Below are 16,527 nucleotides of genomic sequence, written 5' to 3'. Positions count from 1 at the left end.
TTCTACCAAGAGGTTATTTTTTTATTCAAACCTCATTTTCATTCATTACAGGAATGCTGCCCCTTTAATTTAAAAAAAATCGAACTACCGAATGGTAGACCAATCTTAAACTAACGCATCCGTTAATGAAACTAGAAAAACTGCTCGAAAGCAGCTCTTGAGGAGAACATACTTATCTCTGCTCTAATCTTACTTCATCAACGGAATTAAATTCCCAATAGCCAGTTACCTTATTGGTAATACCAACTGCCATTACCCCGTCTGATAACTCAATACAATCTATAAACACCCCAGTGTACTTTTTGTTTTTGTTCTCTAATGATTCTACTAAGACAGCCTTTTTCATTGTACTCAAATCTTTTAACTTTGTATTGTAATCACTCGTACGCATACCAACTTGAAAAATAGACTTAAAATCATTAATACTAATGAAACCATCTCTGTTTGGAAAACCTTTTATTTCTTTATCATTTTCCTTTTTACTTACCCCGCCTATAAATCGTTTATCAACGGTTTCCTCATCATCTAATTCCTTTGTTGTTTCAACCTGCTCTAATTCCACCGTATTAGGCTTATCCGAGCATCCAAATAGAAACAGAAAAAGGATAAATACGCCTAAACCTCTTAATCTCAATAGTATTACCTCCCTTTACTAAACCGCTATCTTGGCGGGCCACTTTCTTTGTATATTATTCCTGGTTAAGAAGAAAAGCACTGACAACACCAAGTAAAGAGAAAGTACAAATAAACACAAGACTAAGGACAATAGAAATCCATCTATGTGCACCTTTGCTTTTAAATGCAGCTATAAGAGACAATGCAGGCAGAACAATCATTGCAATTATAACAGCTCTACCAAACGATCCTAATGCTAAAGATACTCCGTACCAAATGAGGGCAAACAGAATAAGGGTAATGATCAAAAATACATACGATAGATATTTTGACATTGAGTACGGACCTCCTTATCTTTACCTTTTACTTAAATGTGCAGCACCAAAAAGAACCGAGGGGATTATAGAAGCAATCGAGGCATTTAGCACATTTCCTTCAAGCATATAAATGAACACACCGACAATAAAGAAACCTATAAATATACCAAGTACATGGTTTTTACTCATTAGAATTGCCTTCCTTATCCATAACGTTTTTATAATTACGGACCAAAATCAGTTACGCCAGTAAACAACAAGATAAGCGTAATTATCCAAAAGACAATATTAGAGGCGGAAAGTATTAATGCTATTACAGGGATTACCTTTTTCTCCGCTTTCTTTGATAAGCCAGCGATAGACAATACGATACCTAAAGCCGTAAGAAAGAATGTGATTAAATCTCCTGCTGAACTTCCGATATTTGCTATCCTTGTAGGGGGGATGAAAACAATAAAAAAGCAAACAATACCAATGACTAAAGAAACAAAGCTAATTACACTGTTCTTCTTCAAAATAACCATTTGCGTTTCCAAATAAGCACAACCTTTCGTATGGTGGTCAAGGGGCAAAAGGAAAGAAGTAATCAAGTATAATAGGTAATGTCTATAACAACAGTAAGCTGGTAATTATAATACCTAGTACTTTTGTAAACTTCATAATATTGACTTTCTGAAGCCAATAGGACACAAAAAATAAAGCGATAATTACATACGGAAGGTTGTTCGCACCAGAAATAATAAGGTATACCATCGTCCCTACGATAGTAATTCCTGCAATGAGGTTGAACACTTGTACTTTTTTACTCATTTTTCACCTACCAACAAAGAATATATTTTAAGATTATATCCATTTTAACAAATAATTCCAGTAATGCGGGTGCATTTTTTATTCTAGAAAAAAATTAAATATGTTAAAGGAGTAAATTTAAAAAACCTTTTCGGGGTAATTAAATTGAACCCTGTTTTATTCTAAATTGTTCAGCTAACGCGCAGGTTGTAGCCGGAAGTTCTTTCATCTATAAAATAGTTAGAAAACCTAATATATTTTAGGAGATTTCTTATGTATCAATAAATAGGAAGGAAAGCCAGCTAACCGGGTTGCGTCTTTTTTATTTATGGAAAAATAATCCTATGGTAAAATGGAATTACCAGCGAATTATCACACCTATAATGGCTAACAGGAGGTATGAATTATGCAAAAGTACAGAAGAAGGAACACACCTGCTTTCACGATCTTATCCTATTTTACTCTTTTTGCAGGAGTGTTATTGTTCAGTATCGGGTTATACAATGCAGATAACCTGCAGCTAAATGAGAAGGGGTATTATATAGCGGTGATGCTTTTATGTATTGTTGGAGCTATCCTAACTCAAAAAGTGGCACGAGATAATGCGGAAGATAGTGAGATACTTGCGGAACAGGACAGAAAATACAACCAAAGCACTAAAGAGTTATAAAGGGCATATTCATCGCGTTAGACTTACAGCCAGCTATAGCAGGGACCGTTTTATCATGTAAGGCAGCACCAATCGGCTCACCAGCCAAGCCCAAGACCGCTTCTACGCCCTGAGGCAAAAGTTGTGCTTGTAAACCAGGCCTCAACAACTTTGTTGAGTGCCGTTTTTCGTGATCTATATTACGTGCAGCATAAAAAAGCCGGCTTATGTAATAATTTCAGGGTCCGAAGTGTGGGGCACGATAAATAAAAGAATCCATTCCTAAAGCAGCCCCAATAAACAACAAGGCCGCTCATGTAACATGAGCGGCTTTTTAAAATCTATTATAATGACCGACGGCAGCTCCGCTTAGGCTAAACCTAGCATCATTTTTTCACTCGCTTATCCAGCCCTTCTCTCCATACGATTTCATCTAATGTCGCCCCCAGATCTATCTCACTATAAGAATCATCATCGCATGGTTCCGGCATGATTCTATAATTCGAACTAGTTATAGTAATATCATAACCGTAAACCGAATCTTCACCAGTACCCCCTCCAGATATACATACATCCTTTATTCTTTCTTTATGCCCTGAATTATCTACATAATAATAGCGGTTCTCAATGGTCCCTTCACTAACGGGGAGCGGGCTAAGCACGTATCCTCTTTCATTGATCTGGTACACATGATACTCTCCATCTTTTTTTGGTGCTGGAGCATCTTTAATATTATAAATAATTCTAAATCCACCCTTGTAGCCTTCGGGGATAAGAAATGTTTCACGGGAAGTCTGTTCAGTTAAATGGACAATCAAAGAGAATCCAAACAACGCTAAAACAAATATTCCACAAGCCCCTGCCATGTCGAAGGCGAACTTTTTCCCAGGTTTCTTAAAGCCTCTATTCTTTCGTAACGAATTTTGTAATTCGTCTAAAAGGAAGAATAACCAAGAACATATTAAAGCATATCCGCCAATATCCAGATCATAGAATAGAAGGATGAACCCAAATAGAACATGAATAAAAGCAGCTATAATAAACCGGTTGAACTTTATACGATGGGTTATGAAATCAGAAAGGAAGGAAACTGGTATTCCATATATTGAAGTCCCAATAAAAGCAATAATTATTACAAAGAAAACTCCCCCGGAAAACGATATCCCACTTTTCATTTCCAACATCTGATAAATAAGGCCGAGTAGAATTGATACAAAAAAAGCTGTTGTAATTTTTGAAAATACCTTGAATGCCATGATGTTTCCCCTTTGTGATCCATTTCTAAGTTGTTTGGTGTGAAGTCATCTGCAGGTTATTTACCGATATTAATCCCATTCTTACGAAATAAAAAGTACGAATAGGCAATGGGTGAGAGAATAATCACTAAAATGACTGGAAGTGCAACTGTCTCCGCAAAAGAATGCGGCAGAAATATAGAAGCAATGAATAGGATGCCTCCCACAATAAACGTCTTTCCGCCGAAACGGTGTGTCTGCTTCCAGTTGTTTTCATCGTTTAGGGTCCATGGAGTTTTAATACCGGTGAAGTAATTCGGTTTGATTTGCGGCATATAATTTCCGATGAGAATAAAGAGGACTCCTATTGCGATATGGATGACAAGGCTTGTGTTTACATGAAAGCCCAATCCTGCAGATAATACCAGGATGTTAATAACAAAAAACAGCAATAATGTGGATATTTGAATGATGGAGTATCCTTTGGAGAAGTATTTATAATTCTCTTTTTTCGGATCCATTCTAGGAATAAAAACAAGCAGTGCATAAATCAGGATCATGCCTCCGATGGAAAAGAGCATGGCGTTAAATCTTGAAGCATACCCATCCACCTCTCCGCTCATATTCCAATGAATCGGCATTTCTGCTGGAAGCTGTGCAAAGGATACCAGCCACAAAATAATAGAAGCGCCAATTAAAACTAAAGGTAAAATATGTTTTTTCATTTCACAATCCCCTTTTCCTTAAATTTGTTTTCTCTGCAAAATCTAAGGCCCAGCTGATAATGTCCTGAAACACTGTTGTATTAAGGGAATACTCTACAAATTGACCCTTCTTTTGATCATGAACAAGGTCTGCATGTTTTAATATCTTAAGATGCTGGGAGATGCTCGGTTTTGTCATATTGAAGTGATCGGAAATTTCTCCCGCAGTTAAATCCTTGTCCTTTAAGAGGTCCAATATTTGTCGCCGGGTCGGATCGGATAAGGCCTTAAAAGCGTTTTGCATGTTAGACTCCCTCTTATATTTAAGTATTTAACTAAATAATACATTATATAGAATAATTAGTAAATATGTTCCAAGATGTTTACCATTTAAATCAAACAATACATGTCGAATACATTTAATCAAACGTTTAATTAAATTCGTATTCATTCCCGCTGCCACTGAGTCTATTACAAAAACTCCCTGCAAATCTTGTCGCAAAAAACTCCGGCAGACATGCCGCAGCCAAATGAATTCTATAAACTTTTAGCATCCGGTTTTCGACTTTCATTCTGTATGTTTCTCGATTTCGTCAAACGGAAGCGGCTTTGAAAAGTAATACTCCTGCCCCTGCTCGCAGTTCTTTTTCTTTAGGAAATCCAAATGATCCTTCATTTCCGCTCCTTCGGCCAGCACGGTTAATTGTTGGAGTTTATTATTATGTTGGTACGGAAGAGAAAAAGATGGCTGTACACAACCGCAAAAGGAGCACCTGGAGCGGGCTGGAAAAAGGAAGCCCGAATCATGCTGCATATGATTCGGGCTTTTATAAACTCAGTAAGCTATACAATTTACTTTAATGGTGTTCTTCGTGTACTCATTATAAACCGAGTTGATCCTAATAAAGGTTTCTGTAGTATTTCTCACTTTATTGGTTGAGAGTGCACTGATATTTAATGAACTAATCGTATTATAGGTCACCGCATACACGGAGCCTGGGCCGCTGTTTTTCCACGGGAAGATTTGAATAGGTCTCGGCATGTTGTCAAAAATATTGTTTTTAAACATAGGGTTTTTCACTCCGCTGGCTAGAATCCCGCTATAATTGCCGGTTTTCTCTATATTCCGGAAGGTGTTTCCTTCAATGATGGAATTGGACCAGTTCATGGCCCGGATCGAGTCTCTCCTGGTTTTATCAATCAGGTTTTTCCGAATCACCACTCCATCGTGATACTTTCCTTCCGAATATTTATGAGTCCCGATAGCCCGGTCAAGATTCTTAAATGTATTTCCTTCTATGATTACATTTTTATTTGGAGTTTTATCATATTTGCTCCACTTTTGACTCCAGCCCTGTGTGACTTTATCAGGAGTATCCAGATTAATCGCTTCTTTATTTTTATTCACTGAAGCTTTAGAATCTATAAACTCATTGTTTTTTATAACCGCTTTGTAGGTCGCATCCATTTCAATGAAGTGTCCTGATTGCATATTATGAAATTCAATATTTTCTATTTTTATGTTTTGATTGTGTCCTGCGATAATGGCGATTCCATCTTTAAGATATTTCATATCGAACAGTACTTTTCCTTCTCCAATAAAGGAAATATTCTTCTCGCCATCATACTTTCCATATACTCCTGTTTTGCCGGATCGGGATGGACGGATGAATTGAAACACTGATTTAGCGGCCCCGAACTGAGATGTTCCAGTAACAGTACCCTTTACGATTTTCACACCGTTTTTGAAACGAAGAGTGACATTCGAAGGTACGTACAGTGTATTGGTGATGGTATAGGTACCACTGTTTAAGATCAGCGTACCCCCGCCCTTCTTCTCCAGTTCTTCCAGGTAGGATCTTAAGACATAGTATTGCTTGGTATATGTATTATACGTAGAGTATTTCAACATGGTTTTATCCATTGGATTGCTCGATGAGTTGATTGTATAAGTTGGATAAGCAGCCTCTGCATCCAAAGTATGCACAAACCAAAACGTAAACAAAGCCACTAGTAAACATATAAGCTTTTTCAAACAGACATCTCCTTAATCTTTGAAGTTACTCTTATTATCGGCAAATATTTGAAATCAGAAAGATAATAGGCACAAAAAAAAGCAAATCCTCGATAAGAAGATTTGCTAATAAAATTCTATGCCGCTTCCGCAGTCTGCACAGATACGACTTTTTTACGTCTCCGATTAATATTACCGACAATATAAGATCCCTTAGGCAGTAAGGATATCAGCTTAATAATAGTAATCGAAATAATAAGTGTGATTGCAAATAAAGTAAGAATGTTTAATGATTTACTAGGGAATAACTCTGACACTATCGGACCCAGGTATTTAAGAACCTGCCAATGAACCAGATAAATGCCGAATGAACAATTGCTGATCATATTCACAAATCGAATGTTTGGCAGCTTCTGCCCCCATGCCAGGATAAACAGGCTCGCTGAGATAACAAACGGGAATAGATCGAGACGGCGTGAATTCACGGCGATATTCCCTTCATTGTAGAAGAAAAACACGAGTGCAAGAGAAACCACTACCGGTATAATGGTGAACCATCTATATTTCAATAAAAATGAGGCAACCTTTTTGTAGTTTTTACCGATTATAAAGGCCGTTGTGAAATAAGCAAACCAGGCTGTAAACGGCATAATTAAATATCTTTTATACTCCACAACAAATGGTATATTTGTGTTAAGCAGGTATAAATGAGCGAACATAATGACAACACTTACAGGAAATAAAAGCTTCATATTTATGTTAAAACGGACCACTAGGTAATGAAGGAAATAAAATTGAAAGATGATTAATACAAAGTATCCGCCAAATAAACCGAATACTGCATTTTCAATGATCTTTTGGCTTATAATTAAATTCGGATAAAAATCTCGGGCAACTAAGGCATCTATAATAGCAAATGATAGAAACGGCAGGTAAATCCACTTAAAGCGTTTAGCCCAGAAACCATTTGGCAGTTTATCAGGATAGCGGTTCGCTAGTATAATCTCAGATAAGACAACAAAAGTAGGTGTAGCAAAACATAACAACGCCCTGAACAGATCAAAATAGGCCACATCCGGCGACCCGATCATGGTTGTACTATGAAGGAATACGATACTTAGACAAGCTATTGTCCGTAACACGTTCCATTCGTTAATCATAGTGAGCTCCCTTCTTAAAAGTATTTTAAAAATACTATAATAAAATACCATTTAGAGTAGAGCGTTCTCAACCATTAACATTTACCAATACTTGATTTTTCAATATTTTTACATATTAAAGGTACATGGCACTAAAGAATAATTACTATCTTTATATATTTAAATGTATATACCAAAGGCAGAAAGTACTGTTCGGTGTTAAAATAACTAATACAATAAACAAGACTTGCGGCCCCTTTTTTGAGCAGGATTTAAGACATTCATAATCTAAAAGAAATAGGTAGAACTCTAATGATAGGAGAGTCAAAAATGAAACTCAATAAAATACACCATATTGCAATAATCTGTTCTGATTATGAAAGATCAAGAGACTTCTATGTGAACATCTTGGGACTAGAAGTGTTGGAAGAAACATACCGTGAAGAACGAAACTCATATAAACTCGACTTAATGGTCGGAGGTGAATACCAGGTTGAATTATTCTCATTTCCGGAGAGCCCTGAGAGAATAAGCTACCCAGAGGCACGCGGTCTGAGGCATCTGGCGTTTGAAGTGGAGGATATTGAAGCAGTTGCTGCTGAATTGAATAATCATAATGTACAAGTTGAACCCATTCGGATTGATCCTGTAACGGGAAAAAAATTCAGCTTTTTCGCCGATCCTGATGGACTTCCCCTGGAGCTATACGAGAAATAAAACTTGGGAAATAAGCGGGAAATGGGGGACTGTCCCCATAGAAGAAGGCTGCCTGGAACTGCAGCCTTTTTTACTGAGATGAGTGGATTAACTTTTTATTGTCGGATTATTTATTTAATGATTGAGCAGCTAACCATTCCATGATCGTAATAGTTTTCTCATTAATGGCAGTTTCAACGTCATTATTGTATAGTGGCACCCATGAGAAATGCCCATTGTATTCATATGGTGTACCGTCTGCATTTTTATAGAGGCCTGTATGATCAAATATGCCATTAAACAGGGTCAAATGGACATCTTTAGCTCCTGCCTTTACTAAACGCTCATAAGTCGGAAGCGTATTGATTTTCGGCGGCAATGTTGTATCATTTTTTGAAGTAACAAACCAAGTAGGTGTTTCCTTTATTTTCTGGATGTCTGCATCAGTAACCAGTCTGTCATTCAAGCCTTCGCAAATTGGAAAGGCAGCCGCAAAGTATCCTGGATAATCGCGAATCATAAGCATTGTCATATATCCACCGTTGGAAGCTCCGCCAATATAAATTCTGCTAGGGTCAATGTCAGGGTTCTTAGAGATATAGTCCTTGATTAATCCCATCAGTGCTTCTTCATAGATGGAGGTTCCATCCGCTCTACCTGTAAACCCATGCATCCACCTTGTCGGCGCTTGTGGCACTAATACATATGCTCCATTAAAATAGGATTGAGTTTCCTCAGTTGCAAAGCTCACAGCCTTATTTGCGGAAAGCGGAATGCTTGGATCCGCCCCGCCTTCACCGCCGCCATGCAGCCAAATGATTAATGGATTCTTGGTCTTGTCTTTTTCTGGTGAATAACTTGCATATGTTAACGTCTTATCACCAAATGTTTCTTTCCCAGTAGCAAAATCATCCACAAGCTCTCTCGTTCCTCCCGAGAACTGATCGGCTACCAGCCCTGACACTGCTCCCCCATTAGCAGCAATATCTTTCTGCTGAGTAACGGTATATTTACTATCAACCCAAGCATTAGATCCCGCATAATAATTTAGTGGTGAACCTAACGAAACACTTGGACCAATTTCCATTTCCAATACTGCATATTTTCCTGTTCTCACACCAGGCTTACCGTTTTTATCCGATATGTATGCTTTTGTAATGTTACGGTACCCTTCCTCTAAAAAAGGATTACTTAGTCTGCTATCAGATCTAACTACATGTACTTTAAAGGTATCCTCGGAAATTGAACCTTTTGGTGCTGGTTTGCCTAAATCCACAATTACTTTTGTGATTGCTGCCCCCCAATCGTGAATTTCTGTAACGGTACGATAAGACATCCGTTTTTGGTCTGCCTGCTTAGCTGACGCATTAATATTGAGGGATACTGCCATAATCACAGCGAGCATACATAACATTGCTGGTCTTATAGATTTCTTCATTTGGTTCACACTCTCCTCTACTTCCTACTTAATTTAAGCGGCATTTCATCAACCAAGGTTACTTTGATAAGGCAATTAATATCCTCCTTCCAAAATAGTAAATTGGTAAGTTATTATAATGCGCCTCACAGGAAGCGCTTATAGCCAGTTGGGAAGTTTCAATGGAATTTTATTCTTTGGAGATTCTTTGAACTAAGACTGGTAAAGTAACTTTTAAGGGATTGAGTAGGAATCAAAAATTTCACGTGAGAGGATATCTGAGGAGTTATTTAACGATTTGTCACAGCGTCGCATTACGCACCTTGAGTTTTTACTAATTAGTCTATTCCCCGACCAGTTAAATGTAATCTGAATCAAAATGCGGATTTTAATGAGTTTTTAACATTTTCTAGCGACTCCCATAATGATGGTCCTGTGTATGAATCGGAAAAACCAGACTAAAAACTTCTATATTTTACTGAAGTGAATATTCCTATTACGAGAACCTTTCTAACAGAAACTTTGGGGCAGCTGTTTATTTATTGAAGAAACAGGAGATACTGCATAGTACAATTTAGAGAAAGAAGGTTTTATTATGGATACCTCCTATGAATCTGAGAACTTTGCTAAAGGACTATTATGGGGAACGGCATTAAGCATCCCTCTTTGGCTTTCAGTCTTCGGATGGATAAAAATCCTTCTGCATTTTCTTTAAGTATTAACTCCTCTACTCTTATACAGCTATAATAAACATTCCATAATGCGGAATGTTTTTTTGTTATATACTCCCAAATTATAAAATCTTAATAATATTTTAATATACAAACCTTATAGTCTAAGTCTCGGAAATAATTCGGGAAATGGGGACAGTCCCCCATTTCCCGAATTATTTCCCTCTCCCATTCATATAGTAGTCGTGGTATGCTTGATAGGAGAATTCACCTAATATCCGGAGGATTATTATGAAGAAAAAAATAAAAAGGCGCCGATGGGGAAAGTATGCTTTGATTGCCTTACTTTTGCTTGCTATAGGCGGAGGCACTTACCTATACTTATTTACCAAATCCTTAACTAATGCTGTAAACACAATGCATCAGCCCCTTGATCGTAATGTTTCCGCTAAACGGACGGAGGCTGTTACTCTGGAGAAAAGGGATCCTTTTTCTGTTCTGCTGCTTGGAGTTGATAAGCGGGAGCATGATACCGGCCGTTCGGATACAATTATTGTACTAACCGTGAATCCAAATAAAAATTCAATTGAAATGCTTAGTATACCGCGTGACACCAGAACTATTATCGCTGGCAAAGGAACAGAGGATAAAATTAATCATGCCTATGCGTTTGGCGGTGTGGAAATGGCCATTAATACAGTCGAACATTTCCTTGATATCCCTATAGATTACTATGTTCAAGTAAACATGGAAGGCTTTAAGGATATCATTGATGCTGTGGGCGGCATTACAGTAGATAACGATCTTGATTTCACGGCTGGAGGCGTACACTTCGCTAAAGGCAGCGTTACTCTTAATGGAGCAGATGCCTTAAAGTACTCACGCATGAGATACGACGATCCAAGAGGAGATTTCGGCAGACAGCTGCGCCAGCGCCAGATCCTCGAGGGCATCATGAAAGAAGGAGCCAGTGTTTCTTCCCTCACTAGTTTTGACGAAATCTTTACCTCATTAGGCAATAATGTAAAAACAAATTTAACGTTTGATCAGATGATCGATCTTCAGAAAAACTATAAAGGCGTCCAGAATCAAATTGTCCAGAATCAAATAAAAGGTACTGGCACAAAAATAGATGGCATATACTATTATCTTGTTCCTGAGGCAGAGAAGCTTGCCTTGCACAACCTGTTGAAAGAACATCTTGAACTATAACATCCTTGCCCTGATCCCTTCCTGGACGGGGCTTTTCTTTTATTCTAAAAAGATTAATTTTATAAAGATAAATATATGTATGTGGAGCTGAAATAAATAAATATTCCTGTTTTTTTGAAAAAGGAAGGTTTAAATCGGATCTTGCAATAGGGGAAGAAAACGCGTTTTACAAGGAGCTTTTCGTTCAGGCAGTCAGTGTAAAAAGGTTGTTTTAATGCAAATTCTATAATTTGGATGAATAAAAGGTTAATAGAGTGGGAATAATACATTTAACAACAACATTTCAGGAGGTTTTATAAATGAAACAGATTACCGAATTTACGAATGATAACCGTTTTGAATTAAAAAGCTACTTATCTCATTTATTTGAACAGGCATCTAAAGAAAATAACGAAGAAGAAAGCTGATCGAGAATAAAGAGATCAGCTTTTGTTTTTTGATTTAATTAACTCCACGATTCTCGGTACTACACCTCTAATACTAACTATCTCTTAATACGATTCTTTTCTCCTGGATCAAAATTGCCTTTACACCAACGGACAAAGTTTCTAGAGTGGGTGAGGTATGTGTTTACTGTTTTAGGAGTCATTAATCCCTCTAATTTCTTTTCTTGAATCACTTTTTCGTATAGAACTAGCCTTTTTTCTAACTCAGTTGTAAATTCATCCAATATTCTCTCTCCTCTAATATTTCATTGGGGACTGTCCCCATTTCCTTGATTATTTCCCAACAGGCCGGGGACAGTCCCCCATTTCCCAAGTTATTTCCCAAACTCGTTATCCTTTTACGGATCCCGCTAGTAGGCCTTTTACGAAGTATTTGCCCAGGAATATGTAGACTAATAGAGTTGGCAGTGCAGCTAGAAGGGCCCCTGCCATTTGAACGTTCCATTGGACGATCTGGCTTCCTGACAGGTTCTGCAGGGCGACCATGATCGGTTGCTGATCGGAGGTTGTAATCGTTACCGCAAATAGAAACTCATTCCAAATATTTGTGAACTGCCAGATGGCTACCACGACAAAACCTGTAATCGAAAGCGGCAGGATGATATAGCGGAAGATGCGCAGGAACCCTGCCCCGTCAATCATCGCCGATTCAATCATTTCATCTGGAATACTTGCGTAGAAATTCCGGAACATCAAAGTGGTGATTGGTATCCCATATACCACGTGAACAAACACCAGACCTGTTATCGTGTTGTACAGTCCAGCATCACGCAGGAACTGAATCATCGGAATCAGGATACTCTGATACGGAATGAACATCCCGAACAAAATCGCCGTGAATAGAATCTCTGAACCTTTAAACTTCCATTTTGACAGTACATAACCATTCAACGAACCCAATAATGCAGAGAGAATCGTTGCCGGGATCACCAGATAAAATGAGTTTAAGAGATTCGGCAGCAGTTTCTCAAATGCAGTCGAATAGCTGCTGAAGTCAAGAACAGTAGGCAGCTTCCACATGTCACTGAGAGTGACCTGGTCAAGAGGCTTTAAGCTCGTAACCAGCATGACGTAAATCGGCATGAGGAAAAAAAGGCTCAAAGCAATTAGGAGTAAATATAACAATGGTTTGCTTATTCGGCTCAGTGCCATTACGCGTCACCCTTTCTGCTGGAAATAAGATACGGAACAATGAAGATCGCTACGGAAAGCAGCATGATAATTGCGATTGCCGCACCATTTGCATAATAATTGCCGCGGAAGGTCGCTTCAAACATGTATACACCCGGTACGTCCGTAACAAAGTTCGCACCAGGACCGGTCATGGCATAAATCAAATCAAATATTTTAAGAGAAATATGCGCCATGATGATGATTACACTGACTGTGATCGGCTTCAAAAGAGGAATGATCACCTTTCGATAAATCGTAATTTCAGAAGCCCCGTCCATTCTGGCAGCCTCCTTCAATTCCTCTGGTATCGCCCGAAGCCCAGCCAGATACATAGCCAGTGAAAATCCGGTCATCTGCCAGACCGCAGCTATCACTACTGCAATAATCGCAACCGGCACACCGAATTCAATCTTGCCTAATTTAAAACCAGCCAGGATGTTGGTTTCTGTATACCACATCGATTCCAGGCCGAACTTTTTCAAGAACAGGTTCACTCCGGTCGTGGGGTTTAACAGCCACTGCCAGACAACACCGGTAACAACAAAGGATAAGGCCATTGGAAAAAAGAAAATGTTTCTAAAGATAGACTCACCGCGGATTTTTTGATCAAGAAAAATCGCTAAGAGCTGGCCGACTATGGCCACAACAGCTATAAAAAGAATCGTGAAAATTAAAGTATTACGCAAATCCGCCTGGAAACGGAAATCCTGAAATAAGAATATGTAATTCTTCAACCCGGCAAACGAGAAATCCGGCACTAACGTATTCCAATTACTTAAGCTTACATATCCCGTCCAGCCAATGAAGCCATAGACGAATATTGCGATCAGTACTATGGATGGCAGAAGAAACGAGATAGCGAGCAGGCGGTCAGCGGTCAGCTTCTTTTTCTTCCTGACCGTGACCCCGGGCATGACCGCCGTTTCGGGTTTAGTGATGCTTGGCTCCATCGTGAGAACCTCCTTACATATTTAAAATTGCAGACGCTGCTAAACGGCAGCGAGCCTGCTCATAATTAATTGCATCGTATACGAAAATAATTGCATCACATAGCAAAATAATTGCTGCGGATAAAAAAATAATTGCGCGAAACGCAAATTCCTCATGTTTTAACTGAGCGGAATTGAGCGATGTTCCCCTTAATTAAGCGAAAACCCTTCTAATTGCGCCAAACCGGAACCCCGAGTCGGGAAATAATCCGGGAAATTGGGGACAGTCCCCCGTTATGTAAACAAAAAGAGGAAGAGTCAAGCTGCTTCTCTCCCTCTTTTCCAAATGAACTGTTTATTTCTTCAGATCACCAGACGCAGCCTTTAATGAATCAATAAACTGGTTTACATCCTTTTGAGTAACAAAGATATTTACAGCCTGATTCACTTTTGTCAGGAATCCTTCAGGTGCTGCGGATCCGTGCGCAAGGCTGGCTGCAAGCTCAGCTTTGCCGAAGTCAGCAATTGTTTGTTTTCCGTACTCATCGTACTTAGATTGATCCGCATCTGTACGGGCTGGGATAGAACCTTTTAATGGGTTAAAGGCATCCTGTCCTTCAACAGATCCCAACACAGACAAGAATTTCTTCACATCTTCAGGCTTCTTAACGCCTTTCGGCAGCCCGAATGTATCTGTGATAACAACGAACTTGCCTTCCGTTCCTGGAGTTGTGATATATCCAAAGTCTTCATTTGTTTTTAACTTTAAGTCATTCACGAAATACCCTTTTGCCCAGTCGCCCATCACGTTCATGGCCGCTTCACCTTTACCGACCATTTGGGAAGCATCCTGCCAGTTACGGGAGCTGTGGTCTTCATTGACGTAGCCTAGCATCTTTTTAAAGATTTCTGCTGATTCTTTTACTTTCGCATCGTCCAGTGGAATTTCCCCTGTCCAAAGCTTACCGTAATCTTCAACACCCATCGTGCCTACAAGGATATTTTCAAACAGCATTGTCGCAGTCCAAGGCTCTTTGTCGCCTAGCGATAATGGCGTAACGCCTGCTTTTTTCAGCTTATCTGCAGCTGCAAAGAACTCATCAAATGTTTTTGGAGGTGTAATGCCGTTATCAGCAAATACTTTTTTATTGTACCAAAGAACATTTCCGCGGTGGATGTTCACCGGCACGGAGTAGATGTTTCCGTCTTTACTTACCATATCAATTAGAGACTGCGGGAATTTATCCTTCCAGCCTTCTTTTTCATATAAATCATTCAGCGGCTCCATTTTATCTGCAGCCACCCAGCCCGAGTTCAATTCAGCACCGCCGTGCACCTGGAACGTTGCAGGAGGATCATTCCCCTGCATTCTGCTCGCCAGAACCGCTTTTGCGTTTGTGCCAGCACCGCCGGCAACTGCCGCGTTTTGAACAGGGATATCAGGATTTTTCTCATCGAACAGCTTTAATAGCGCTTTAAGTCCGTCTTCTTCCCCTGCACCTGTCCACCAGCTAAAGATTTCGAGCTTATCACCTTTACTGCCCTTAGACCCGCCTTCCGAGCTTCCGCCAGAAGAAGATGAATCAGAACAGCCCGCTAACGCCATGGAAAATGCCAGCATTAGTGATAAAAACAATACCAACTTTTTCTTCATCTAAAATTCCCCCATTTTCTGTTTTACCAGCTAAATATAAAGCGCTTTCAAACGACTGTAAAAATAACTTCACCTCTTTTAAACTTATATACTATTTGTCTACCTTTTATGTATGTCTTAGAGGACTTATTAAATGCACTTTAAAAAGCTTACTTACAGGGTATTATAATCAGAATAGTCTGTCTAGAATTAAGCACTTATTTTATATCTTTTCTACATTATTTGATTAAAAATAATTCTTTGAATCGAAGTTTTTAAATGAAAAAGACAGTTTTATTACTATAGAATAAGCATCTATACGTGTTCTATTTTAATTAACAAATTATAGAAACCTTCCAGATGCGATTAAAGAAGAAAGTATTATTTTCAGTAAAAGAACTGCTAGTGCAGCCTACTCTTAAAATCGCTTTAAATATAATTCTACGATTATGGAAGGGATATCTTTAACAGATAAAGTTTCCCTTCAACAGGCACTTGAACGGGCTCTTTTTGAGGAAGTCGGAGTGTCTAAAGATCATGTGTCAAAATTTAATACACAATATCACTATTATGATTTTTTTCTTCTTGAGAAGAATTATTTTGAAATAGGCCTAACAGCGGTAGTTAAGATGGATACTATTTTCGAGGAGTATATTAGAGATTTGCCAGCACAAGATAGAGAGCTAGAAATTAATAAATTTGAACCTGTCTTGTTGAAAAAGAATGAAATTGAAAAGTTCCTGAAGAATAAGAAAGTTTACAATCAGGGGTTATTTACATTAAAAATGGTTTGTGCAAGGGAATTTATTTTCATCAATATAAAAAATAATCGCGATATACCATATTGAATTGTTCTGACTATTATTTTGAATGAAAAGATAAATCACC

At 38.6% G+C, this 16,527-nt stretch carries 18 protein-coding genes; 4 read left to right on the top strand and 14 right to left on the bottom strand.

Going from position 1 to position 16,527, the window contains the following annotated elements; all coding sequences use genetic code 11:
* Window positions 1–172 precede the first annotated feature (172 nt).
* Genes CUU66_RS01395 through CUU66_RS01385 form a run of 4 tightly spaced genes read right to left on the bottom strand, consistent with a single transcriptional unit; the run spans window position 173 to window position 1,456 of the window.
* Entirely contained in the window at window positions 173–634 is a 462-nt protein-coding gene (locus CUU66_RS01395) for a hypothetical protein (protein WP_101639890.1), read from the bottom strand.
* A 55-nt stretch (window positions 635–689) separates the two neighbouring features.
* A complete protein-coding gene (locus CUU66_RS01390) occupies window positions 690–950 on the bottom strand; it encodes a hypothetical protein (RefSeq protein WP_101639889.1) in 261 nt (86 codons plus the stop codon).
* A 21-nt stretch (window positions 951–971) separates the two neighbouring features.
* Complete coding sequence (locus CUU66_RS23895; RefSeq protein ID WP_180955115.1) at window positions 972–1,121, bottom strand: hypothetical protein; 150 nt, start codon at window positions 1,119–1,121, stop codon at window positions 972–974.
* A gap of 35 nt (window positions 1,122–1,156) precedes the next feature.
* On the bottom strand, window positions 1,157–1,456 hold the full coding sequence (locus CUU66_RS01385; RefSeq protein ID WP_374702957.1) for a hypothetical protein: 300 nt from the start codon (window positions 1,454–1,456) through the stop codon (window positions 1,157–1,159).
* 671 nt (window positions 1,457–2,127) lie between these two features.
* Here CUU66_RS01385 and CUU66_RS01375 point away from each other — a divergent pair.
* Complete coding sequence (locus CUU66_RS01375; protein WP_101639886.1) at window positions 2,128–2,391, top strand: YiaA/YiaB family inner membrane protein; 264 nt, start codon at window positions 2,128–2,130, stop codon at window positions 2,389–2,391.
* A 365-nt stretch (window positions 2,392–2,756) separates the two neighbouring features.
* Here CUU66_RS01375 and CUU66_RS01370 read toward each other — a convergent pair whose 3' ends face one another.
* The 5 genes from CUU66_RS01370 to CUU66_RS01345 form a co-directional block, all read right to left on the bottom strand.
* Window positions 2,757–3,626, bottom strand: a complete 870-nt coding sequence (locus tag CUU66_RS01370; protein ID WP_101639885.1) for a DUF6843 domain-containing protein — start codon at window positions 3,624–3,626, stop codon at window positions 2,757–2,759.
* 56 nt (window positions 3,627–3,682) lie between these two features.
* Window positions 3,683–4,330, bottom strand: a complete 648-nt coding sequence (locus tag CUU66_RS01365; RefSeq protein WP_101639884.1) for an SdpI family protein — start codon at window positions 4,328–4,330, stop codon at window positions 3,683–3,685.
* Window position 4,331: 1 nt separating this feature from the next.
* Window positions 4,332–4,613 (bottom strand): autorepressor SdpR family transcription factor, encoded by a 282-nt coding sequence (locus CUU66_RS01360; protein ID WP_101639883.1) that lies wholly within the window; start codon window positions 4,611–4,613, stop codon window positions 4,332–4,334.
* Between the two features lie 531 nt (window positions 4,614–5,144).
* On the bottom strand, window positions 5,145–6,344 hold the full coding sequence (locus CUU66_RS01350; RefSeq protein WP_101639881.1) for a right-handed parallel beta-helix repeat-containing protein: 1,200 nt from the start codon (window positions 6,342–6,344) through the stop codon (window positions 5,145–5,147).
* Between the two features lie 116 nt (window positions 6,345–6,460).
* Window positions 6,461–7,483 (bottom strand): acyltransferase family protein, encoded by a 1,023-nt coding sequence (locus tag CUU66_RS01345; protein ID WP_180955114.1) that lies wholly within the window; start codon window positions 7,481–7,483, stop codon window positions 6,461–6,463.
* 309 nt (window positions 7,484–7,792) lie between these two features.
* Here CUU66_RS01345 and gloA2 point away from each other — a divergent pair, with 309 nt between their 5' ends.
* Window positions 7,793–8,179 (top strand): SMU1112c/YaeR family gloxylase I-like metalloprotein, encoded by a 387-nt coding sequence (gloA2, locus tag CUU66_RS01340; RefSeq protein ID WP_101639879.1) that lies wholly within the window; start codon window positions 7,793–7,795, stop codon window positions 8,177–8,179.
* A gap of 106 nt (window positions 8,180–8,285) precedes the next feature.
* Here gloA2 and CUU66_RS01335 read toward each other — a convergent pair whose 3' ends face one another.
* The gene (locus CUU66_RS01335; RefSeq protein ID WP_101639878.1) at window positions 8,286–9,596 is read right to left on the bottom strand and encodes a prolyl oligopeptidase family serine peptidase; all 1,311 of its coding nucleotides are present in this window, start codon (window positions 9,594–9,596) and stop codon (window positions 8,286–8,288) included.
* 941 nt (window positions 9,597–10,537) lie between these two features.
* Here CUU66_RS01335 and tagU point away from each other — a divergent pair.
* The gene (gene tagU, locus CUU66_RS01330) at window positions 10,538–11,458 is read left to right on the top strand and encodes a polyisoprenyl-teichoic acid--peptidoglycan teichoic acid transferase TagU (RefSeq protein ID WP_101639877.1); all 921 of its coding nucleotides are present in this window, start codon (window positions 10,538–10,540) and stop codon (window positions 11,456–11,458) included.
* A gap of 484 nt (window positions 11,459–11,942) precedes the next feature.
* Here tagU and CUU66_RS01325 read toward each other — a convergent pair whose 3' ends face one another.
* The 4 genes from CUU66_RS01325 to CUU66_RS01310 form a co-directional block, all read right to left on the bottom strand.
* Window positions 11,943–12,128: a hypothetical protein gene (locus CUU66_RS01325; protein WP_101639876.1), complete on the bottom strand. Its 186-nt coding sequence runs from the start codon at window positions 12,126–12,128 to the stop codon at window positions 11,943–11,945.
* A gap of 106 nt (window positions 12,129–12,234) precedes the next feature.
* Window positions 12,235–13,056, bottom strand: a complete 822-nt coding sequence (locus tag CUU66_RS01320) for a carbohydrate ABC transporter permease (protein WP_101639875.1) — start codon at window positions 13,054–13,056, stop codon at window positions 12,235–12,237.
* Window positions 13,056–14,027, bottom strand: coding sequence for a carbohydrate ABC transporter permease (locus tag CUU66_RS01315; protein WP_101639874.1), 972 nt, complete (start codon window positions 14,025–14,027; stop codon window positions 13,056–13,058). Before CUU66_RS01315 ends, CUU66_RS01320 begins: the two co-directional genes overlap by 1 nt.
* A 334-nt stretch (window positions 14,028–14,361) precedes the next feature.
* Complete coding sequence (locus CUU66_RS01310) at window positions 14,362–15,660, bottom strand: ABC transporter substrate-binding protein (RefSeq protein WP_101639873.1); 1,299 nt, start codon at window positions 15,658–15,660, stop codon at window positions 14,362–14,364.
* 428 nt (window positions 15,661–16,088) lie between these two features.
* Here CUU66_RS01310 and CUU66_RS01305 point away from each other — a divergent pair, with 428 nt between their 5' ends.
* The gene (locus CUU66_RS01305; RefSeq protein ID WP_142383686.1) at window positions 16,089–16,487 is read left to right on the top strand and encodes a hypothetical protein; all 399 of its coding nucleotides are present in this window, start codon (window positions 16,089–16,091) and stop codon (window positions 16,485–16,487) included.
* The last annotated feature ends 40 nt before the right edge of the window (window positions 16,488–16,527 follow it).

It is taken from the genome of Peribacillus deserti (assembly GCF_002863585.1).
GTDB classification, from domain to species: Bacteria; Bacillota; Bacilli; order Bacillales; family DSM-1321; genus Paraperibacillus; species Paraperibacillus deserti_A.
Note: the sequence above shows the minus strand (reverse complement) of the source record. Positions and strands in the feature narration are given on the sequence as shown.